This window comes from Nocardia sp. PLKS1-43, assembly GCF_059510335.1.
Genome location: NZ_JCAJZQ010000001.1, coordinates 718,720 through 735,440 on the forward strand (window position 1 = coordinate 718,720; position 16,721 = coordinate 735,440).

Sequence of the window (16,721 nt, forward strand, 5' to 3'; positions counted from 1 at the left end):
CCCTCACGCGCCCTTGCGGGTCGTTTTCGCGGTGCTTTTCGCCGGACTCTTGCGAGTGGTTTTGCGCGCGGCTTTCTCGGCGGGCTTCTTCGTTGCTTTCTTCGCGGCAGGTGCGGGAGCGCGCCGCCCGGATGCCTCGAGGCTGCGTTGCAGGGCCGCGACCAGGTCGACGACCTCGGCGTCCGTCTCGGCCGGAGCGGCTTCCTCGCGCTTGACCACCGTGCCCTCCCCGGAGGCGATGGCCTCGTCGAGCACCTTCTGCAACTCGATCTGGTACTCGTCGGTGTACTGCGAAGGATCGAAGTCGTCGGACATGCTCTCGACCAGAGTCCGGGCCATCTTGATCTCCTGCGCCCGCGGTTCGGCCACACCGTCGAGGGCGGGAAAATTCACCGTGCGCACCTCGTCGGGCCACAGCAGCGTCTGCAGCATCAACACGTCGTCGTGCACCCGCAACGCCGCCAGGCGGGTCTTCTGCCGCAGCGTGAAGTGCACCACCGCGATCTGATCCACCTGTTCGAGCGTCTTCGCCAGCAGCACATAGGCTTTCGGCGTCGTGGAATCGGGTTCGAGGTAGTAGCTCCGGTCGAACAGGATCGGATCGATCTGCTCCGCCGGCACGAACTGCAACACCGGAATCTCGTGCTTCTCCGCCACCGGAAGCTTCGCGAAATCCTCGTCGGTGAGCACCACCCGTTCACCCTCGGGCGATTCGTAGGCCTTATCGATATCGGCGAACTGCACCGACTGCCCGCACACGGTGCACACCCGGTCGTATCTGATCCGTCCGCCGTCCTTGGCATGCACCTGGTGAAACCTGATGTCATGGTCCTCGGTGGCCGTATAGACCTTCACCGGGACATTCACCAAGCCGAACGCGATGGAACCCTTCCAGATCGATCGCATCCTTGGATGCTACTTGTGACCTGCCCGGTCTGTCCGGCGAACTGGCGTGACCTGCGGCTTCGTCGTTGTTGGTGGGGGTTGCCGGGTTGTTGATTGTTGCTGTTCGTGGACCTGTGACGTCCTGTGGACGTCCTGATACGGACCCGATTTGCCCACGTCCCGTGCTGTTCGGGGCGTGCTGGTGGCGCTGGAACTGCGCTGGACGCGCGGATCCGGCGACCGGATCGTCTGGTTTGTGTCAGAAAATCCGTGACGGGAGTTCGGCCAGGCTGTCGATGTCTGGGGAGCCGCTACGTCGCTCTGAGTAGGCCGACAGCGTGCGCCCGAGCGACAATACTCTGGTATCTAAATATTCGCATTTGATTATCTGGTCCGAGACGTCTGACCGGCATTGGGAACGTTGCAGGGAGGGGCACCCACGGCCGCAGGCAAGGCTGCACCCCACGCGACGGGTCCCGATGTCCCGCAACCCTTTCCCGCGCCCGCGCCGGGCGTCCCGATCACCGCGGCCTGCAACACCATCCACGTCGACATCTGCGTGCCCGCCGAGACCAAAGACCGCACTCCCCGCTCGGCGAGGCCGACTACGGCGGCTTCCACGACGTTACGAACCCGCAGGGTGCCCTTGTAATCATCGCCGGCCGGAAGGCCGGGTCTTCCTCGGTGGCAGGCCGGCCTAGGTGCTGCCCGGGTGAGCCAATGCTCCCCGCTGCAACCAGCGGCTTTCCGGATCCCGCGAGCGCCTCGCCGTACGCGAGCATGATCGGGAGCTCTGCGCGGCCACGGCATCGATTCCGCCGGTCGGAAGGAGGTCCTGCCGGTGTGCGACGTGGATGACGCCCGCCGCTGCCTCCGCGAGCCCGTCGAGATCCTGGAGGTCGCCGCGACGCGCCTTCGCGCCGAGCGCGGCCAGCGCCGCCGCGGCCGTGTCCGAGCGGGCCAGGCCGGTGACCTCGTGCCCGGCGGCGATGAGCTCGGGGATGATGTGCGAACCGGAATGGCCGGTCCCGTCAGTGACGAAAACGCACATGCTGCTGCGCTCCTTGTGAGTAATGTGGCGCGAGAAGTGGTGGTGCAGGTGCGCTCAGCTGAGAAGATCGACGTCGAGGGAGAAGTTGAAGTTGCCCACGCCGTGGCGGGCCAGGCTGATCATCAGGATTCGACAGCGAACGGCTCCAGACCCGATTCCGTTGTATCGCTTTATATCCGGCGTGCAGCGCCCTGCTGAAGGAGTGGGTTTCGTTTGTCCGATCGGGCAGCCGATTCTAGTACAGTTACCTATGAGTTGACCTGGGAAAACACCTGATCGTCTGGGGGAACGATTCTCGAAGTCTTCGAGCAGTTGCGTCGGACAGCGGAGGCACATCCCGGGCATCGCTGTGACGCAAACGGCTGCCTGGAGGGACTCACCCATGTACGTGGTGGACCATCCATCAGCGCAACGCCCGCCAGCATCATTCAGTCGATGACTCCACATCACCTAAATGTTGTTGGTTTTCCTGATTCGCCCATGGAAACGCTGCGAACCCCTGTTCGAGCACGGGGTGGCGAAGGTTCGGAGTCAACTCATTCAGCACGGCGTTAAGGTCATCTGGAACGTTTCCGCTGCTATGGGTGAGCAGGTCTGTGAGCAGCATTCCGTGGTCGGTGGCGGAGGTGAGCCGCTCCAGGTTCGAGACGTCGGCAACGACGGTCGGAGTGGACGACCCGGCCGTGTATGCGGCGCGCAACAGTGGCAGGTGGATCACGTCGAACGCTTCCATGGTTGCCACGATGCCGCAGATTGGACGGTCGGTCGGGATATGCGCGAAAGTCGGGTGCCCGCCAGTGATCAGTGCTGCAGTGGTATCTATCTGCTTGTGGGCCTTGCGCAGCAGGCGGACGAGGTCGTCGGCTGCCTCGGGGGTAGCCATTCTTATCGTCTCGGTTGGCCGGGCGGACTTTGCTTCGATGAGCACGACCGCGCGCTCCTCGACCACGATCCAGTCAACTGAGCGCTTCTTGTCTCGACCGTAGGTGATTTCCGGATAGACGGTACTCGAATCGCTCGCGGCGAGAAGCCGACCGACGTATTGCTCGAACAAGTCACCGAGATCTTGGGCGAACTTGTTGCCCCACATGGCGACTCCGTCGTACCACGTCAGTCGTGATCGCGCGTATTGCACTGTCCCCGTGGCCGTGCTCCTACGAGTTCTGGACGGTCTGTCGGACAGAGGCGATCAGGGGTGCGAACAACTGGCCTCGTGCCGAATATCCGGACCGGACAGAGGAAAACGTGGTCCTATCATGACATTCGTATCCGATCGCGAAAAATTGCTTTTGATGGCAGAGTTGGACTGTGTAGGCTCAGAACGTCTCTCGGGGGCATCCCCGGAGCAGCCGGGGTGGCGTTCACAGTAAAGGGAGGTACTGATATGTACAAAGAAAACGACGACCTGATTCTGGAAGTTATCGAGGGATCCAACGGATCCAACACTCAGCGGGGCCCCGGCCCGATCATCATCGGTTCGCCCCGCCAGGATACCGGTCACTGATAACCGAGTTCTGAAATTGTCGGTTGTCTGCTCGGCTCGGCAGCGGGCAACCAGTAGATCTCCGTTCAATCCTGTAATCAACTAGATCGCCACGTACCCCGAGGGACACCTGAAACGTGAACGAGAAATTTGAAACAAACTGGCGCGCTTTCGCTGATAACGCGCCGCGATTCAACAAGCTTATATATGAGCCTTCACTTCTTCCGAACGAAGAGGTTGCGAGGCTGACGGCTGTGCTCCGGACTGCGGTCGAGAACATCATCCGGAGCGGGGACCGGGCCCCTCGGGTGCGCGCGTTCCGCAGAGACGCGCTCGACTATCGATTGGTCAACGAGCTTGTTGACACGCCACTCCGTGACGAGGAATCGCCGACGGAATGGCTTGCCAGAGTCTCGGAAACGACGTCGTCCTGCCTCGCGATCAACGGATTCTCGGCGTGGTCGCTGGAGCTGTCCGAATTCTTCGCAAAGGTCATCCAGCGGATAACCACTGATGTCGGACATCCGCCCATTTGTGGCGCGGACGTATACACGTTCATAGCGAACTGTGAGTGGACTCCTTTCGGCATTCATTGCGACGCCGAACCGTCGATGGTCTTCCATCTCGGGCCCTCTGACAAGACCCTCTGGGTCTGGCCGGATGGAGCTCTTCCCGATAGTCTGTTCCTTCGAAGCCCTTCTTTCAACGGGATCTCATTCGATTTCTCGGACAACCTGGGCAGCGCTGAGATGATCACCCTGCGCCCGGGAGATTTCGTGTCGATTCCCCGTGGCCGATATCACCTGTTCAGGAATGATGGCCCCTCGGCCTTCGTCGGCCTGACGATATATCCGATCGACTCGCACAGGACATTGCGCTCCGCGATCACGAAGGTCGCGGAAGAATCCCTGCTGCCTCTGGTGAGCGCAGCCAGTGAGATGTCAGAAGTCGCAAGCATTCTTGGAAACGCCGACTCGAGGTTGATCGATCGCATCATCGCGGTAGCAAAGGACGAGTTCGCCATCGAGGCCACGTGCGGATTCACCGGTATTCCCAAGAAAGTGGCGATCGAAAGCCACGGCCAGATACCCGACAAGGTCAGGGGAGCATTCCGCGGAGTGGTCGCGGCACGGGAACCAGGCATCCTGCTTGCTCGCGGTCGTACGATAAAGACCGACCCCAGCATCGATTTCGGGGCGATTTCGGAAATCGTCAACAGCCTCGAGGCAGTTGATGTCCTGTCGCTGCCGAAAGCGATAGAGGGCACCGGACATACCGGCGGCATGAAGGTTGTCGAACTTCTCTACCGGATAGGTGGGGTAGTGGCCGCATGACTTCCTCCACCGCGCCTTCAGGCGCCCTGCGAAACATCTTCCAAAACCGTGTATTCCGGAGCGTGTATCTCGGTGCCGTCTGCTCAGCACTCACCGATGGCCTGATCCCCGTGGCTTTTTCTCTGGAGGTCGTGCGCGCCCTCAATTCTCCAGGTGCGCTGACCGCGGTACTCCTGTCATTGTGGGTCGCGCGATTCACGGCCGTCCCGATCGCCGGCAGAGTCGCGGCTCGCCGCGACAAATTCCTCGTGATGATCGGTTCCGATATCGCACGATTGGCCGCACAGTTCGGGCTTGCGATCGCCATGATGGTCACAAGTCACCATTGGCTGCTGTTCATGTGCGTATCGGCGGCCGTATACGGCGCCGGATCGGCCTTCTACGGTCCTGCGATGTGGTCGATCATTCCTCGAATAGTGGACGATACCGGGCTAGAAAAGGCCAACGCTGTCCTGGCTCTTAACCTGGACGTCAGTGTCCTCGTCGGACCGACACTCGCGGCCATCGCGATGGAGACTATCGGATTCGAGCCGATCCTGATTCTGGACGGACTCACCTTCATCGCGAACGTCGTGGCGTTGGCCTACGCCCGGAGAGTGGCCCACTCGCCGCGGTGCGATAGTCGAGAATCGGTCGAGCAGGACGATAGCGGGGACATCCGTGCAGAGTACTCCGCCTGGTCATCGATCCGGTGTCAGCCATGGTTGGGATGGTCGACCGCACTGTGGTTCCTCGTGTCGTTCACCATCGGCATGGTCTCGGTGGCGGGGCCCGTGCTCACCATCAAACATTCAGGTAGCGGATCATGGGCGATATTGGCCACGGCGATGGCCGCAGCAAGCCTGATCGGATCGGTGTCGATTCTCGCAGGACTTCGCCAGCTCTCATGGTCAATGGTTTCACTCCTGCTCGGCGCCGCCTTTTCGTGCGAGGCCGCCGGCCTCGCCGCCTATGCGGTCCTGCCTAATGCTGTGGGAATTTGGGTACTCTGCGCCGCATGCATCGTGGCCGGAGTAGCGAACTCGGTGTGCGCCATAGTCTGGCAAACCTCGCTTCAGCGGTCACTGGAATCCGCCAGCCTCGCTCGATTCGTCTCGGTCGAGGGGTTCATCAACTCGGTTGGCATCCCTGTCGGGATGGCGGTCGGCGGGCTCGCGCTTTCGACCTCCTCGCTCTGGATGTTCGTCGCGGCCGCGTGCGGACTTCTCATCGGTATCGCCGCTATCGCTGCTGCGTCGACGACACGCTCCGAGGATGCTGTACAGCCGGCTGCGGTAAGCATGGATTAAGGTTTGGGCAAAATGCATATACATTCTATTGGCAATCGGTACGCAGTGCTCGACGATGTGCTTGCCGATAATTCTCTGCGTGAGTCGGCGGTCGACTGCTATGAGGCTGGATTGCGGCCTGTGCTCAGCACAGTAAACCCCTATCACGACGGATTCGCGTTCCGCGCGCAAGGTCCCGCTATCAAACTTGCGAATCCAGAGTCGAATCGGTGGCAAGACGCACTCGGTCAAGCGGTCCTCGACGGGTTATCTCAACTGGATATTCAGCCAACCGGAGTCATCGAGATCGATAGTCTCTACTGGTCCTACCCCGCAGGTGTGAAGCTTTCTTGGCATGATGACGGCCATGATCGCGTAGCCGCGTTCATTTTTTATCTCTCGCCGAGATGGCGGGCATCATGGGGCGGTGAGCTGGATATCATCGATGCGGATGTCGACATGTTCGGAAGCCCGGTTCCGGGGCGTGGGGTCGACGATATCATCATTGATTCGAAGTTGAATGCCACCGCGGTTTTCCCTCGACCCAACCGGTTGGTAGTGGTAAAGGCACGCACATTCCACCGAATTCGTAGGGTAGATCAGCTTGCTGGCGACGCTTCGCGAATGTCGTTGTCAGGATTCTTGCCTGCCTGAGTGACATACAATTGCATGGATTGTGCCTATACGGGGAGTTCGGATAGTGAAAGATCTCGGATACATCATTGCATCGGAACTGGCAGGCGCCATTGAAAACGATGCGAAAGTGGTACGCGGACGGCTCCATCGACTGGTTTCTTTGGCGGAACTCGAGCGTGCTCTGTGGCGCGATGTCGTCTATGCCGGTTCGCTGTGGTCGAATATAAGGCTTGTTCACCAAGGGAAGGATCTGCACCCCAGCAAGTTCATGTCGGCGCGGATTGGTGACGGCCTGGTTGTGCACTCATACCTCGACATGGATCGAACTCAGCGATATCTGTCGGACGGCGCGACCTTGATCTACAACCACCTCCACGAGACGTCCAGGATTGTGCAGCGAATACAGGAGTCGCTCGAATACCTAATTGACGCGCGCGTCTGGATCCAGGCCTATCTGACCAGTACCAGCGAGTCCGCCTTCGGCACCCACGTCGATGATCACAACTTCTTCGTCATTCAAGTGAGCGGCAGCAAGGCTTGGACAGTGCAACACCCGGACACGGGAACACCAGCAGTCGGCGACGAGATTTCCGCCGGAGAATTCGTATACGTCGCATCCAACACTCCGCACAAGGTCGCCGGCCTCGGATGCTTGTCCCTCCACCTGACGATAGCCTTCGACTGGCTGGAAAGCGGTAGTCGCGTTGGCTCGCACCTCACAGATGGCGATCGAGATGCGCACAGATCCGCAAAGAGAACCGGCAGTCAGTTTCCGATTTCGCTCGACCCGACTGCCGACTGCAGATACCTGTCATTCAAGTTTTCCGGTCGCGAAAGGCCGGTAATTCAAGAATCCGGAGACCAGGTCACGCTCGCCAGCGGCGGCACTCGTGTGCGCCTGGACTATCGGCTCGCTCCCGCGCTCCACGCTCTGGCCTCCGGTAAGGAATGTGACTTCGAAGAATTGTGTCTGCTGTCAGACAGATTGCAATCCGACGATCTCCGAAAGTTTCTCGTGTTCGGAGTGAATCAAGGCCTTCTGTACTGCTGAGGATGCAAATACCAATTAGCGGTTGATCACGAAATCTCACATCTCGCCGCTGATCCGATTCTGGCTACAGCACTCGCACTTGCCGAGACTCGGCACTTGAGGCTCACGACGGTGATTTGCGCGATTCACTTGTCGGTTCGGGTCGTCAGCGCGCACGCATTTTGGGTACGAGATGTAGACCTCGACCAGTCGATAGTTTTACAGTGACCTATGGTTGACTGCGCTCACCGAATCTCCCCAACCGGGCTCGCCGAGATGCCCCACCCGTGAGCGGTGTCGATTATAGGGGTTCGCGGTTTCCGGTTGTGGCTCGGCGGAGGTTGTCGGCGGTGGCTTGGTGGTCGCGGAGCCGGTAGGAGTCGCCGTCGAGGTTGATGACCATCGACCGGTGCAGCAGGCGGTCCAGGAGGGCGGCGGCGACCGTGTTGTCGCCCCTCGCCGACCGAGCTCGAACACGATCCGGCGGGCGCCCCAGCGGCGGTGCGCACGCCGCATCTCGCAGATCTCGGCCTCCACCTCGGCGGCGATCCGCGACGGACTGTGGTGTGGCCGCCGGGACACCTCTCGCAGCCCGTCGAGTCCTTCGAGGTCGTACCGCTTGCGCCAGGCGGTGACCGTCTGGCGTGAGACCCCGTGACGAGCGGCGACCTCGCCGACCGGCTGCCCGTCGCGGACTTCCATCACCGCGCGATACCGCTGCTCCCACAACATCTTCGCGCGTTCGGCGCGCTCATCGGGAACCTCACCATGATCCACCGCTCATGCGTACCAACAGGTTGATGGGGAATCTCAGTAATGACCAAGATGTCCTGAGTGCGCCAGGGTGAGTATGTCCTGATGCCCCACAGGTCAAGGTCGATGTGCGAGAAGCCGCTACGTCGGTCTGGGTAGGCAATGCGCGCAGAGAATCACAATGGTACCTAAATATGCGCATCACATGTCCGGACTCGTCGCTCTTGGTGCTGGCCTGCTGAATCCTTGCGGCACGATCTGCGACGGTGTCGGCGTCGGGGTAGGGGTGTCCGAAATGGGTATCCGCGGGGGGTGCGTGTACGCGTGCTCACGCTGGTGTGGATCGCTTCGCTCTGGATTGCTGGCATGCGGAAAGGGATGCGGCGGGATGGGGAATCTGCGGCGGCTGCGGCTGCACGGAGCGCACGAGGAACTTCTGGCCAGCGGCCCCGAGAACGCCACGGTCACCTCGATCGCCGCGGGCTGGGGATTCGGTCATCCGGGCCGTTTCGCGGCACGCTACCGCCGCGAGTACGGCAAGCCCCCGGGCGACACCCTCGGTATGTGAGCAGATCCCGCATGCTGATGGCCGGTATCTCACCGCAAAGCGGCAGTCACGCAGCGGCCTGCAACTGGTCGGCTCAGACAGCATTTCGTGGAAATGGCGAGACCCTGGCGATGTGGCTGACACCGAAGTGGCTGGTAGGGATCGTTCCGGGGTTCTGGCGGCCAGCATACGCGACGTCGCAAGGTGTGCAGACGGGGGCGGATCGGGTCTCGCCGACAGGTCCCTGGTGACCGGTCGGCGGCGATCTGACGTGCGCCAATCCGTGGCGTTCGGCCCGGTCATCGGGAACCGGAGTCGGCCGGGCAGACGGGTGATCTACACCGCGATTTCGTGGACCGCGGCACCGGCTCGTACGTCCAGGACCGCCACCAGCACCATCCGGCACACGGCCATGTCCGACATGTGTCCACGCAGGGTGATCACCGTGTCCGCGGCAGCGCGCCGGCATTCTTGGACCAGATCGGCGAACGCGGGCGGCAACGTCGCGCTCTGCGGTGTGGGCTCGTGGAATACCGTTCCCAGTTCGTACCCGAGCGAGCGGGCGGTCTGGCGCAGCTTGTCTTCACTCGCGCCGCCGTCGCGGTCATCGAGGAGATCGTCGCGCACGTAGCCGTAGGCCAGAGGTAATAGAGCAGTTGTCATGGTGAATCGGTTCTTGATCGGTGTGCTTTTCCTGTACGACGATCACCCTGCCCCGGAGACAACATCCCCACATCGGTGGGACTACCTACACCGCTACCTGAAAGCGTTTCTCTGCACGCCACGGGATCCCGCGGACCGACTCCAAGAGGGTCGGCGAGATCGCACCATGCGCACAGATTCCGAGACCGAGCGGGCCTGCAGGACGTCGCTCGGGATAACCCCAGCCGCAGCTGTCTCGAATACAAGGTTTCAAGACAGAGCGACTCCGAAAGAACTACCCGCGTCTGGGCTTCTCGGGTGATTCTGGGGACTACTCGGTGGGTTCGGGTTGCGGGTGTGGTGCGGTGGGGGTGACGAGGTAGTGGCGGGCGGGGATCGGGTCGGGCCGGTACCGGACGGTCGGATCGGAGATGACGAGGCGGTCGCGGGGGCAGGCGACGAGGGTGATCGGGGTCGATGTGGGGGTTTGCATGTTCGGTCTCCGGGCGGGGTTATTCACCGAGGTGGGTGATGGGGCCGAATTGTCGTTCGTAGTTGTTCATGCTGTCGTTGAGGGTCTGCATGAGGCGGAAGATCAGTGCGGGTGGGAACTTCACTCGGGAGGTGACTTGCACCGGTTGTCGCATCGCCGCGTGTCCGGTCTCGTTCACGCCGCCGGGTTCGCTGGGGAGATAGACCAGGAAATCGAGGGTGAAGTCCGTGCGGTTGTACCAGCAGGTGAACCCGTTGGCGTACACTCCGGCGCCGAGGATCTCCGGCACGATGACCTCGACGTCGACATCGGGTTCGTCGGCGGGAGGTGGAACCGGGCCGTTCACCACGGATCTCCCGTGCGGCAGGCCCGGCGAACCGGCCATCCCAGCTCTCGGGTACGGCCGGTCGCCAACACTGCGATCACTGTGTGATCCTTGCTGGGGTCAGCGGCCCTGTTGGAGCCGGGCTTGCTGGCGGATCTGGTGAAGTTGCATCTCCCACTGACCGGCCCGGTCTTGGGCCCGGCTGGCCTGGTCCTCGGCTTGCTGCGCCAGTTGGGTGGCCTGGTCGGCTTGTTCCTGGGCGCTGCTGGCCCGCTGCTGGGATTGGTTGGCTTCGCCTTGGGCCTGCTGGGCCTGGCTTTGGGCCCGGTCGGCTTCGCTCTGGGCTTGCTGGGCCTGGTTGGTGGCCAGGATCGCCTGCTGGCGGGCCTGCTGGGCCTGCTGGTTGGCCTGGTTCGCGTCCTGCTGCGCATGCTGGGCCTGATGCTGCACCTGCCGTGCCTGCGCTTGGGCCTGGCGTGCGAGCCCCGATGCCTGCATCGCGTACTGGCGGGCGTTCTGCGACTCTTGCCGGGCCTCGTCCAGCCGCATTCGAAGCATCTCCACCTCCGCCTGCACATCGATCTCCCGGCTCTGGGTCGCGCTGCTGCTCTCCTGTACCGCCATGGTCGAACCCCTTCCATTGATGGATGTGTGGATCGAGACTGAAGGTTGTTCCTGGAAGAACTCGCGTGCCGAAGCAATTCTCACCGAACCTCAGCGACCCACGGCAACTGTGTCGCAACCATTGGGAAACATTGATGTAACAGGGGGACCCGGTCTCGGACAGGCGCTTCGCAGAGAGGAACATGTTCTCCAGTTACCTGCCGAAGCTCGCTTGGCTTGGTGTCCTTCGACGGGCCCCGCCTCCTGGCTGCGAGTGCGTCATCGAGACGCTGCAACTTCGCGATGGCATCACCGAAATGTGCACGCCGCGCGATGCCCACTCTCTACCGCTCATCCGCCGCTCGCCCAGGCCGGATCTCATCTCATCTGCGTGAACTACGCCCTGGTACCCCCAGCAACCCCTGCGGCAGCCCGCGGAAATCGGGCGGATGTGCAGTAACCGGTTGGCGGAGAGCAGGTTTAGCTCCGCGACGGTTGGTTGAGACTTAAAGTTGGGATGGTTCGTGATCGACCGTTTTCTTCGAGCGAGTGGAGAACAGCGTGTTGGACACCGTGGAAACCGCGACTGCGTACGTGATCGCCGAACTGGAGGCCAAAGGTACGGCCACCCGCGAGGATTTCGACGTCGCCGCGATCGTTGCCGCCTCACATGCCTTCAGTGAGGGCTGGGACTTCCGATCGATCGACCGGACCGTGTTCTGGCGCCTGGTCGCCGGCAACCTCAAGCTCTAGGTATACGGCCCCGGGGGTTGTTGATGCGGGTTACCGGATCAGCGTGATTGTTCGGGCCGTCGGATGTCTGATGGCTGGTCGGGGCCGGTGTCCAGGACGCGCAGACCCATCGGTCCTTGCTGCGGTTCTTGGCCTGGTACAGCTCGCGGTCCGCGGCCTCGAGCAGGGTCGTGGCGTCGGTGTTCGACGCGGTCGCCACGATCGTCCCGATACTGGCCGAGAGCCAGGTGTGTGTTCCGGTGTTCATGCGTGAACCGCCACGCCCGTGCGGTTGGGCGAAGTCCCAGCAGCCGACCCAGGTGCCCGCGAGGCCGACGGTGACCAGCGCCGTTACTTCCGGCCAGTGCGCCATTGTCAGGCCGCCGACGTCCGGTGGGCGCAGCCCGAGGCTCTCGACGAATGCCGCGACACCCACTTTGGCCTGCGCGTTGTGGCCTGTTGTGCCACACAATCCGAACGCGACGCGGGTTGAGTTGGACTGTCGGCCCTGTTGAGAGCTTGGGCGAACGAACTGTTTCGTTAGCATGGACGGATGGCATATGACTCGGCGGCGACGAAGAAGCGAATTCTGGCTTCCGCGACGATCGAATTCGCCGAGTACGGTATCGCCGGTGCGCGGGTGGATCGTATCGTTGCGGCGGCCAGGGTCAACAAGCGGGCGATCTACGACTACTTCGGCGACAAGAAGGCACTGTTCGCGGTCGTGCTGGAACAATCACTGACCGAACTGGCGCGTGCCGTTCCGCTGGACGAGTCCGACCTGGGCAACTACGCGGCCCGGTTGTTCGACTACCACGAGGCGCATCCGCAAGCGTTGCGGCTCGTGATGTGGGAAGCGCTGGAGATGGGCGATGATCTGGTTCCCGACGAGCCCGCACGCACCGAACACTACGCGGATAAGGTCCGGGCGGCCCGGAGCGCGATGGGGCACGGGGATGGGGATCCTCGTGCCCTGGTATTCCTGATCCTGGCGATGGTCGATTGGGGTCTGGCCCTGCCCCAATTGCGGCGCATGCTGTTCGGATCGGATCACTCCACCGGAGATCTGCGTCAAGTGATCGTGGAGGCCGCCCGTGTGCTCACGGCGCATTTCGGCCGCGGCGACGATCGAATCGAGTCCGAGGCCGACTCCGGTCGCGGATGATCCCGCCGATGCTGCGCAACTGCGCAGCGATAGCTTCGGACCATGTCCACTCGCAGGCGGGGAACCAAGGATTCGGCAACGCGGCGTGTGCTGCTTCCGAATCGGCCGGCGGCCCCAGCTGACCAGGACGATTACGCCGGTGCCGGTCAGGCGGCCAAATCCCCCTCGGTGAGACCCGCTGCGGCCAAACGTGATCGGCGTTCGCTGTCGGCGCGCGGCGGGAGCCCATGGCGCCGACGTATTCGATCGGCAGGCGCAGGGCCAGCTTCAGAGCGGGTATATCGACCTTCGGACCGTGCGTCAGGATGCACACTGGAGTGCGGGTGTCGGTCTCGGTTCGGCCGAGAAATCGATGCGGCCAGTCCACGACCACCTCGCCGGCGTCGTGGAACCTGGAGTGGTAGCGAATACCGATCGCGCATCGGTGCGCTGTTCACATCTACCTCCGCCGACGAGGTGGTCGTGTGGGGGTCATCAAATTCCACTCAACCGACGAGGTGGCCGGGATCGCAGTACTGGAAGGTGGCGGACGGGAAGCTCGCGGCAACGGCACGGCGCAGGCGATCATCACCTGCAGATTGGTGGAATCCGCCAGCGGTACAGACGTTCTCGTGGAGACCGATCTCGCTACCACCGGCAAACCCGCGCAGTTCGCCCGCAGTGCACTCGCCGATGTGGCGGGTACGCCCATCGGGCAGTTCGCCGTGAATCTTGCCGAGGAGATCGCCTCCGGCAGCACCTCTCCCGAGTTGGAAAGCATTGCACTGGAGGAAGTTTCGCAGATCGCCTCCGGTCCCGCGAAGGCCGCGGCGGTCGCACCGTCGCGGGTGGCCGCCGGGCCGATCGATCTGCTGGCGGCGGTGGGGGTGAGCCGCGTGACACGCCTCGGCCCACGTGCCGCCGTTACCTTGTCGATGCTGGTCGATCTCCTCCGGCGGCGACGGTTATCCCGCCGCCGGAACGAGATCGTCGAAACCGTCTCGTGCGGGCCGCAGCCTGCAACTGCGAAACAGTTCGGTGGGCCCGGCACGGCCGGCCGATGACGGGATCGCCGACAGCGCCTGCGTTTTGAATGCTTGTGCGGCCCCGCTGAGTTGGTGCTGGACCGAGGTGACACGTTCGCCGATTTCGTTCGGGTACTGCTCGCCCCACAGTGTCACATGGTCGATGAGTGCATATTCGAAGATATCGAGTATGCCCTGTCGCACGCGGTTGTCGGTGGCGTAGAGGTGGGTGTCGATGGCGATCGCCTGCGGTAGCGGGGTCCGTACGCGCGATGCCAGCGCTTCGTGGAGATCGACGACGTGGACACCGAGAATATCGAGCGGGCGGGAATTCTCGTGGTCGGCGACCATGGCTATGACGTTCCATCCGCCGAGGACGCGATCGAACAGCCAGCCACCGGCGTTCCGGACGATATCGTCGACCGCGGGGGCCACCACAATGAGTTGATAGCGTCGGCGATGTTTGCGTGCCATGGCCGCCGCGTGAGTGAGCGGATGCGGCCAGGTGGCCATGCGCGCGGTGATATCGGTGATTCGAGCGTCCATCGGTTCCATCCCGTCGAGCAGACGATGATCGTCACAGCCGGTGTACTGTGCCGATTCGGGTGTGGCGTCGCTTCTGACACCGTTTTTCCTCGACGGTCTTCACAAGCGGCAGCGCTGTGTAGCCGATCCAGCGAGGGGTGTCCGAATCATTTATGTCGTGCCGGTACTCGGGACGACGAATTCGCTGAATACCGGATTCGTTGTCGACCGCTCGTCTCACTGGTCACGGGGTGTTGATGAACCTGCGCCCTATATTCGATAGCTACGTAGGCCACATTAGAGATACCGGTCGAATGTGACAAGGGTCGCTAGAGATTTTTTGTCACCGCTGTTCGGCAGCGAGCACGACTGTATTTTCGGTGCATTCCACAACTGATCGCCGATTGCGGTTGGCAACCGGCGCATAGGTTTTCGGGTCCGGCGACGGATGACCGCGAGCCATCGGTCGCCGGACCGACCTTTTGTTGCGGCTATGTACCGTTGGCCGGCTGCGTATACGTGCGGCCGTCGATGGTGGTGGTCAATGTGCCGGTCACCTGAAAGTTGCTCTGCAGCAGCGCGGGGGACATGGTGAATCCATTGGGTTCACTGGTCTTCTTCGTTCCGTGGTGCCGGCCGGTCATCTGCAGATCCTCGTGCAAGGTCATTGCCGAGATCGCGGAATCAGAATTTCGTACCGCGCTCTCAGTGCCCTTCAGCACGACCCCCGGAGTGTCACTGAAGTCGGTGTAGGTGACCGCCAAGTTCATCACGAGAGCTTTGGACGAGTCTTCGGTGACAACGACCTTGGCCGTTCCCTGTATCGAGCCTTGTACCGTGTAGGTTCCGGCCGCCAAGTGCGGGCGGGCCGGGATTGCCTGACCGGGCTGATAGGGCAGCCCCCATGTCGCATCAGGTGCGGTTGGTACGGCCGGCGCCGGGGTCGGTTGGAATCCCGGGAAGCGCGCGATCATGACACGACTGTTTCGACCGCCCGGTTCTGGAGCCCCGGGGCAGGTGTGCGGGGACGGGTTGGCCCCGCAGGCGAGGTTTTCCGCCCATACCGCCGCGCTGCTGTCCGCGAGCCAGGCCGGATCCGCCGCTGTGTTCCAGTTGCCGTTGGGTTCGAGTTGTTCGCTGCGGCCGGTGTTCGGGTCCACCAGGTGAGGCAGGAAGAATCGTCGGTTCACGTTGTCGTGCAGGCCCGAGACGAGTCCGGTGGTACCCGCCTGATCAGTGAGGGGCGGGATGCCTTGCATGCCGCCGAGGAAGTCCATCCGGCCCGAGCCGAGCAGTTGTTCGGAGATCAGGTGCTTACCGTCCGGTGATTCGGCATTCGGGTCGGTGTACAGCGCGTGCCGGGTGAGCAGGCGCGACCGGCCGGTTGTGTTGTCGGTGGCCCATGCGTCGACGTTGTCCGATTCGTAGCTCTGGATACCGATCGCGGACCGGCCGTCGGCGGTCCAGCCGCGGAATTCGCCGATCATCCCCGCCGGATTGAATTGCAGACGGTTGCCGGAGTCGACCGCGTAGGGCAGGTACGCCGACGCGGGGCTGTACAGCATTCGCACGTTACCGATGTCGTAGCGGCTGTTCGACTGATCGAAGGTGAGCTTGCCCATGAATGCGAACTCGTCGTACTGCGTCGCGGAGGTGATGATGTAGTTGAAGCCGATGTGCTCATCGTCCGGATTCAAACGAGCCTCCCGGAGTTGCCCGGGTTTCCCGGAGCCGTCGTCCCAGTACAGCGGGTAGGCATGCATCTGCGCCGGAGTGCATTGCGGATCAGTGAACTGGTAGTTGCCGCAATCGATGATGGCGGACCCGGCGAGAGCGCGTTTTCCGTCCCGCCGAAATTCGCCGGGTAGGCCAGCCCGCAGGTCAGGCACTTCCATGGGTCGCCGTTGGGGAAGGCCTTGCCGTCGGTGTGTACCAGCAGCACCTGTGGGCCGGTGTAAGTGCTGGCCGCTCCGGACGAGGGTGCGCCCGCAAGTTGTGCTCCCACCAGAACGTAGTTACTCGATGGGTAGTAGGTGCCCACCGCGCCCAGCGCGCCCCAGGCGGGGCTGAGACAACCGGTGCCGTGCGGGTTGATCGTCGATGTGCACGACCCCGCGTCGGTGGACGGTGCCGTCGGCGGCGCGGGTAGCTCGCTGATGGTGAATCTCTCGTGCAATTCCTCGGACGGATCGGCTGTGATGGGTCCGGCGGATACCTGTTGGGTTGTCGTCGACGTCGTGGTCGC

19 protein-coding genes and 2 pseudogenes are annotated in these 16,721 nt (G+C 62.5%); 8 read left to right on the forward strand and 13 right to left on the reverse strand.

All coding sequences use genetic code 11. From position 1 onward, the window contains the following. Positions 1–3: 3 nt before the first annotated feature. From ku to AC5WS7_RS03375, 3 genes are all read right to left on the reverse strand, one after another. Positions 4–906 (reverse strand): non-homologous end joining protein Ku, encoded by a 903-nt coding sequence (gene ku, locus AC5WS7_RS03365; protein WP_495952835.1) that lies wholly within the window; start codon positions 904–906, stop codon positions 4–6. A 676-nt stretch (positions 907–1,582) separates the two neighbouring features. Beyond that, positions 1,583–1,936, reverse strand: coding sequence for an NAD(P)H-binding protein (locus AC5WS7_RS03370; RefSeq protein WP_495952836.1), 354 nt, complete (start codon positions 1,934–1,936; stop codon positions 1,583–1,585). Positions 1,937–2,360: 424 nt separating this feature from the next. Continuing rightward, a complete protein-coding gene (locus AC5WS7_RS03375) occupies positions 2,361–3,026 on the reverse strand; it encodes a hypothetical protein (RefSeq protein WP_495952837.1) in 666 nt (221 codons plus the stop codon). Positions 3,027–3,556: 530 nt separating this feature from the next. On the opposite strand from AC5WS7_RS03375, the gene AC5WS7_RS03380 reads away from it, so the two are divergent. Genes AC5WS7_RS03380 through AC5WS7_RS03395 form a run of 4 tightly spaced genes read left to right on the forward strand, consistent with a single transcriptional unit; the run spans position 3,557 to position 7,708 of the window. Next, positions 3,557–4,753, forward strand: coding sequence for a cupin domain-containing protein (locus AC5WS7_RS03380; RefSeq protein WP_495952838.1), 1,197 nt, complete (start codon positions 3,557–3,559; stop codon positions 4,751–4,753). Beyond that, on the forward strand, positions 4,750–6,042 hold the full coding sequence (locus AC5WS7_RS03385; protein ID WP_495952839.1) for an MFS transporter: 1,293 nt from the start codon (positions 4,750–4,752) through the stop codon (positions 6,040–6,042). Before AC5WS7_RS03380 ends, AC5WS7_RS03385 begins: the two co-directional genes overlap by 4 nt. Before the next feature lie 45 nt (positions 6,043–6,087). Then, positions 6,088–6,675, forward strand: coding sequence for a 2OG-Fe(II) oxygenase family protein (locus tag AC5WS7_RS03390; protein ID WP_495952840.1), 588 nt, complete (start codon positions 6,088–6,090; stop codon positions 6,673–6,675). Positions 6,676–6,721: 46 nt separating this feature from the next. Next, positions 6,722–7,708 carry a JmjC domain-containing protein gene (locus AC5WS7_RS03395; RefSeq protein ID WP_495952841.1) on the forward strand — a complete coding sequence of 329 codons (987 nt, stop codon included), beginning with the start codon at positions 6,722–6,724 and terminating at the stop codon, positions 7,706–7,708. Between the two features lie 280 nt (positions 7,709–7,988). On the opposite strand, the pseudogene AC5WS7_RS03400 reads toward AC5WS7_RS03395, so the two are convergent. Beyond that, a pseudogene (locus tag AC5WS7_RS03400) lies at positions 7,989–8,141 on the reverse strand (ATP-binding protein); the annotation flags it as partial. 59 nt (positions 8,142–8,200) lie between these two features. Beyond that, a pseudogene (locus tag AC5WS7_RS03405) lies at positions 8,201–8,419 on the reverse strand (helix-turn-helix domain-containing protein); the annotation flags it as partial. Between the two features lie 409 nt (positions 8,420–8,828). Here AC5WS7_RS03405 and AC5WS7_RS03410 point away from each other — a divergent pair. Continuing rightward, positions 8,829–9,008, forward strand: coding sequence for a helix-turn-helix domain-containing protein (locus AC5WS7_RS03410; protein WP_495952842.1), 180 nt, complete (start codon positions 8,829–8,831; stop codon positions 9,006–9,008). A 315-nt stretch (positions 9,009–9,323) separates the two neighbouring features. Here AC5WS7_RS03410 and AC5WS7_RS03415 read toward each other — a convergent pair whose 3' ends face one another. The 4 genes from AC5WS7_RS03415 to AC5WS7_RS03430 form a co-directional block, all read right to left on the reverse strand. Then, positions 9,324–9,650, reverse strand: coding sequence for a hypothetical protein (locus AC5WS7_RS03415; RefSeq protein WP_495952843.1), 327 nt, complete (start codon positions 9,648–9,650; stop codon positions 9,324–9,326). 310 nt (positions 9,651–9,960) lie between these two features. Continuing rightward, on the reverse strand, positions 9,961–10,122 hold the full coding sequence (locus tag AC5WS7_RS03420) for a hypothetical protein (protein WP_495952844.1): 162 nt from the start codon (positions 10,120–10,122) through the stop codon (positions 9,961–9,963). A 19-nt stretch (positions 10,123–10,141) separates the two neighbouring features. After that, on the reverse strand, positions 10,142–10,468 hold the full coding sequence (locus tag AC5WS7_RS03425) for a DUF3467 domain-containing protein (RefSeq protein WP_495952845.1): 327 nt from the start codon (positions 10,466–10,468) through the stop codon (positions 10,142–10,144). A 99-nt stretch (positions 10,469–10,567) separates the two neighbouring features. After that, complete coding sequence (locus AC5WS7_RS03430; RefSeq protein WP_495952846.1) at positions 10,568–11,071, reverse strand: hypothetical protein; 504 nt, start codon at positions 11,069–11,071, stop codon at positions 10,568–10,570. 540 nt (positions 11,072–11,611) lie between these two features. Between AC5WS7_RS03430 and AC5WS7_RS03435 the strand changes: the two genes are divergently transcribed. Next, on the forward strand, positions 11,612–11,803 hold the full coding sequence (locus tag AC5WS7_RS03435) for a hypothetical protein (protein ID WP_495952847.1): 192 nt from the start codon (positions 11,612–11,614) through the stop codon (positions 11,801–11,803). Here AC5WS7_RS03435 and AC5WS7_RS03440 read toward each other — a convergent pair. After that, complete coding sequence (locus tag AC5WS7_RS03440) at positions 11,793–12,218, reverse strand: hypothetical protein (protein WP_495952848.1); 426 nt, start codon at positions 12,216–12,218, stop codon at positions 11,793–11,795. The genes AC5WS7_RS03435 and AC5WS7_RS03440 overlap by 11 nt on opposite strands. Positions 12,219–12,335: 117 nt before the next feature. Here AC5WS7_RS03440 and AC5WS7_RS03445 point away from each other — a divergent pair, with 117 nt between their 5' ends. After that, a complete protein-coding gene (locus AC5WS7_RS03445) occupies positions 12,336–12,947 on the forward strand; it encodes a TetR/AcrR family transcriptional regulator (protein WP_495952849.1) in 612 nt (203 codons plus the stop codon). Here AC5WS7_RS03445 and AC5WS7_RS03450 read toward each other — a convergent pair. Then, positions 12,883–13,320 (reverse strand): XdhC family protein, encoded by a 438-nt coding sequence (locus tag AC5WS7_RS03450; RefSeq protein WP_495952850.1) that lies wholly within the window; start codon positions 13,318–13,320, stop codon positions 12,883–12,885. The two genes, AC5WS7_RS03445 and AC5WS7_RS03450, sit on opposite strands and share 65 nt — an antisense overlap. A 91-nt stretch (positions 13,321–13,411) precedes the next feature. On the opposite strand from AC5WS7_RS03450, the gene AC5WS7_RS03455 reads away from it, so the two are divergent. Beyond that, positions 13,412–13,990 carry an SRPBCC family protein gene (locus AC5WS7_RS03455; protein ID WP_495952851.1) on the forward strand — a complete coding sequence of 193 codons (579 nt, stop codon included), beginning with the start codon at positions 13,412–13,414 and terminating at the stop codon, positions 13,988–13,990. Here AC5WS7_RS03455 and AC5WS7_RS03460 read toward each other — a convergent pair. Both AC5WS7_RS03460 and AC5WS7_RS03465 read right to left on the reverse strand, forming a co-directional pair. Beyond that, positions 13,892–14,497, reverse strand: coding sequence for a hypothetical protein (locus tag AC5WS7_RS03460; RefSeq protein ID WP_495952852.1), 606 nt, complete (start codon positions 14,495–14,497; stop codon positions 13,892–13,894). The two genes, AC5WS7_RS03455 and AC5WS7_RS03460, sit on opposite strands and share 99 nt — an antisense overlap. 470 nt (positions 14,498–14,967) lie before the next feature. After that, on the reverse strand, positions 14,968–16,371 hold the full coding sequence (locus AC5WS7_RS03465; RefSeq protein ID WP_495952853.1) for a hypothetical protein: 1,404 nt from the start codon (positions 16,369–16,371) through the stop codon (positions 14,968–14,970). Positions 16,372–16,721 lie beyond the last annotated feature (350 nt).

What these genes read in the sequence shown, in the direction of transcription:
- ku (WP_495952835.1), bottom strand. Translation starts at nt 906, where the DNA reads ATGCGATCGATCTGGAAGGGTTCCATCGCGTTCGGCTTGGTGAATGTC.
- AC5WS7_RS03370 (WP_495952836.1), bottom strand. Translation starts at nt 1,936, where the DNA reads ATGTGCGTTTTCGTCACTGACGGGACCGGCCATTCCGGTTCGCACATC.
- AC5WS7_RS03375 (WP_495952837.1), bottom strand. Translation starts at nt 3,026, where the DNA reads ATGTGGGGCAACAAGTTCGCCCAAGATCTCGGTGACTTGTTCGAGCAA.
- AC5WS7_RS03385 (WP_495952839.1), top strand. Translation starts at nt 4,750, where the DNA reads ATGACTTCCTCCACCGCGCCTTCAGGCGCCCTGCGAAACATCTTCCAA.
- AC5WS7_RS03410 (WP_495952842.1), top strand. Translation starts at nt 8,829, where the DNA reads ATGGGGAATCTGCGGCGGCTGCGGCTGCACGGAGCGCACGAGGAACTT.
- AC5WS7_RS03415 (WP_495952843.1), bottom strand. Translation starts at nt 9,650, where the DNA reads ATGACAACTGCTCTATTACCTCTGGCCTACGGCTACGTGCGCGACGAT.
- AC5WS7_RS03420 (WP_495952844.1), bottom strand. Translation starts at nt 10,122, where the DNA reads ATGCAAACCCCCACATCGACCCCGATCACCCTCGTCGCCTGCCCCCGC.
- AC5WS7_RS03430 (WP_495952846.1), bottom strand. Translation starts at nt 11,071, where the DNA reads ATGGCGGTACAGGAGAGCAGCAGCGCGACCCAGAGCCGGGAGATCGAT.
- AC5WS7_RS03445 (WP_495952849.1), top strand. Translation starts at nt 12,336, where the DNA reads ATGGCATATGACTCGGCGGCGACGAAGAAGCGAATTCTGGCTTCCGCG.
- AC5WS7_RS03460 (WP_495952852.1), bottom strand. Translation starts at nt 14,497, where the DNA reads ATGGACGCTCGAATCACCGATATCACCGCGCGCATGGCCACCTGGCCG.
- AC5WS7_RS03465 (WP_495952853.1), bottom strand. Translation starts at nt 16,371, where the DNA reads ATGGAAGTGCCTGACCTGCGGGCTGGCCTACCCGGCGAATTTCGGCGG.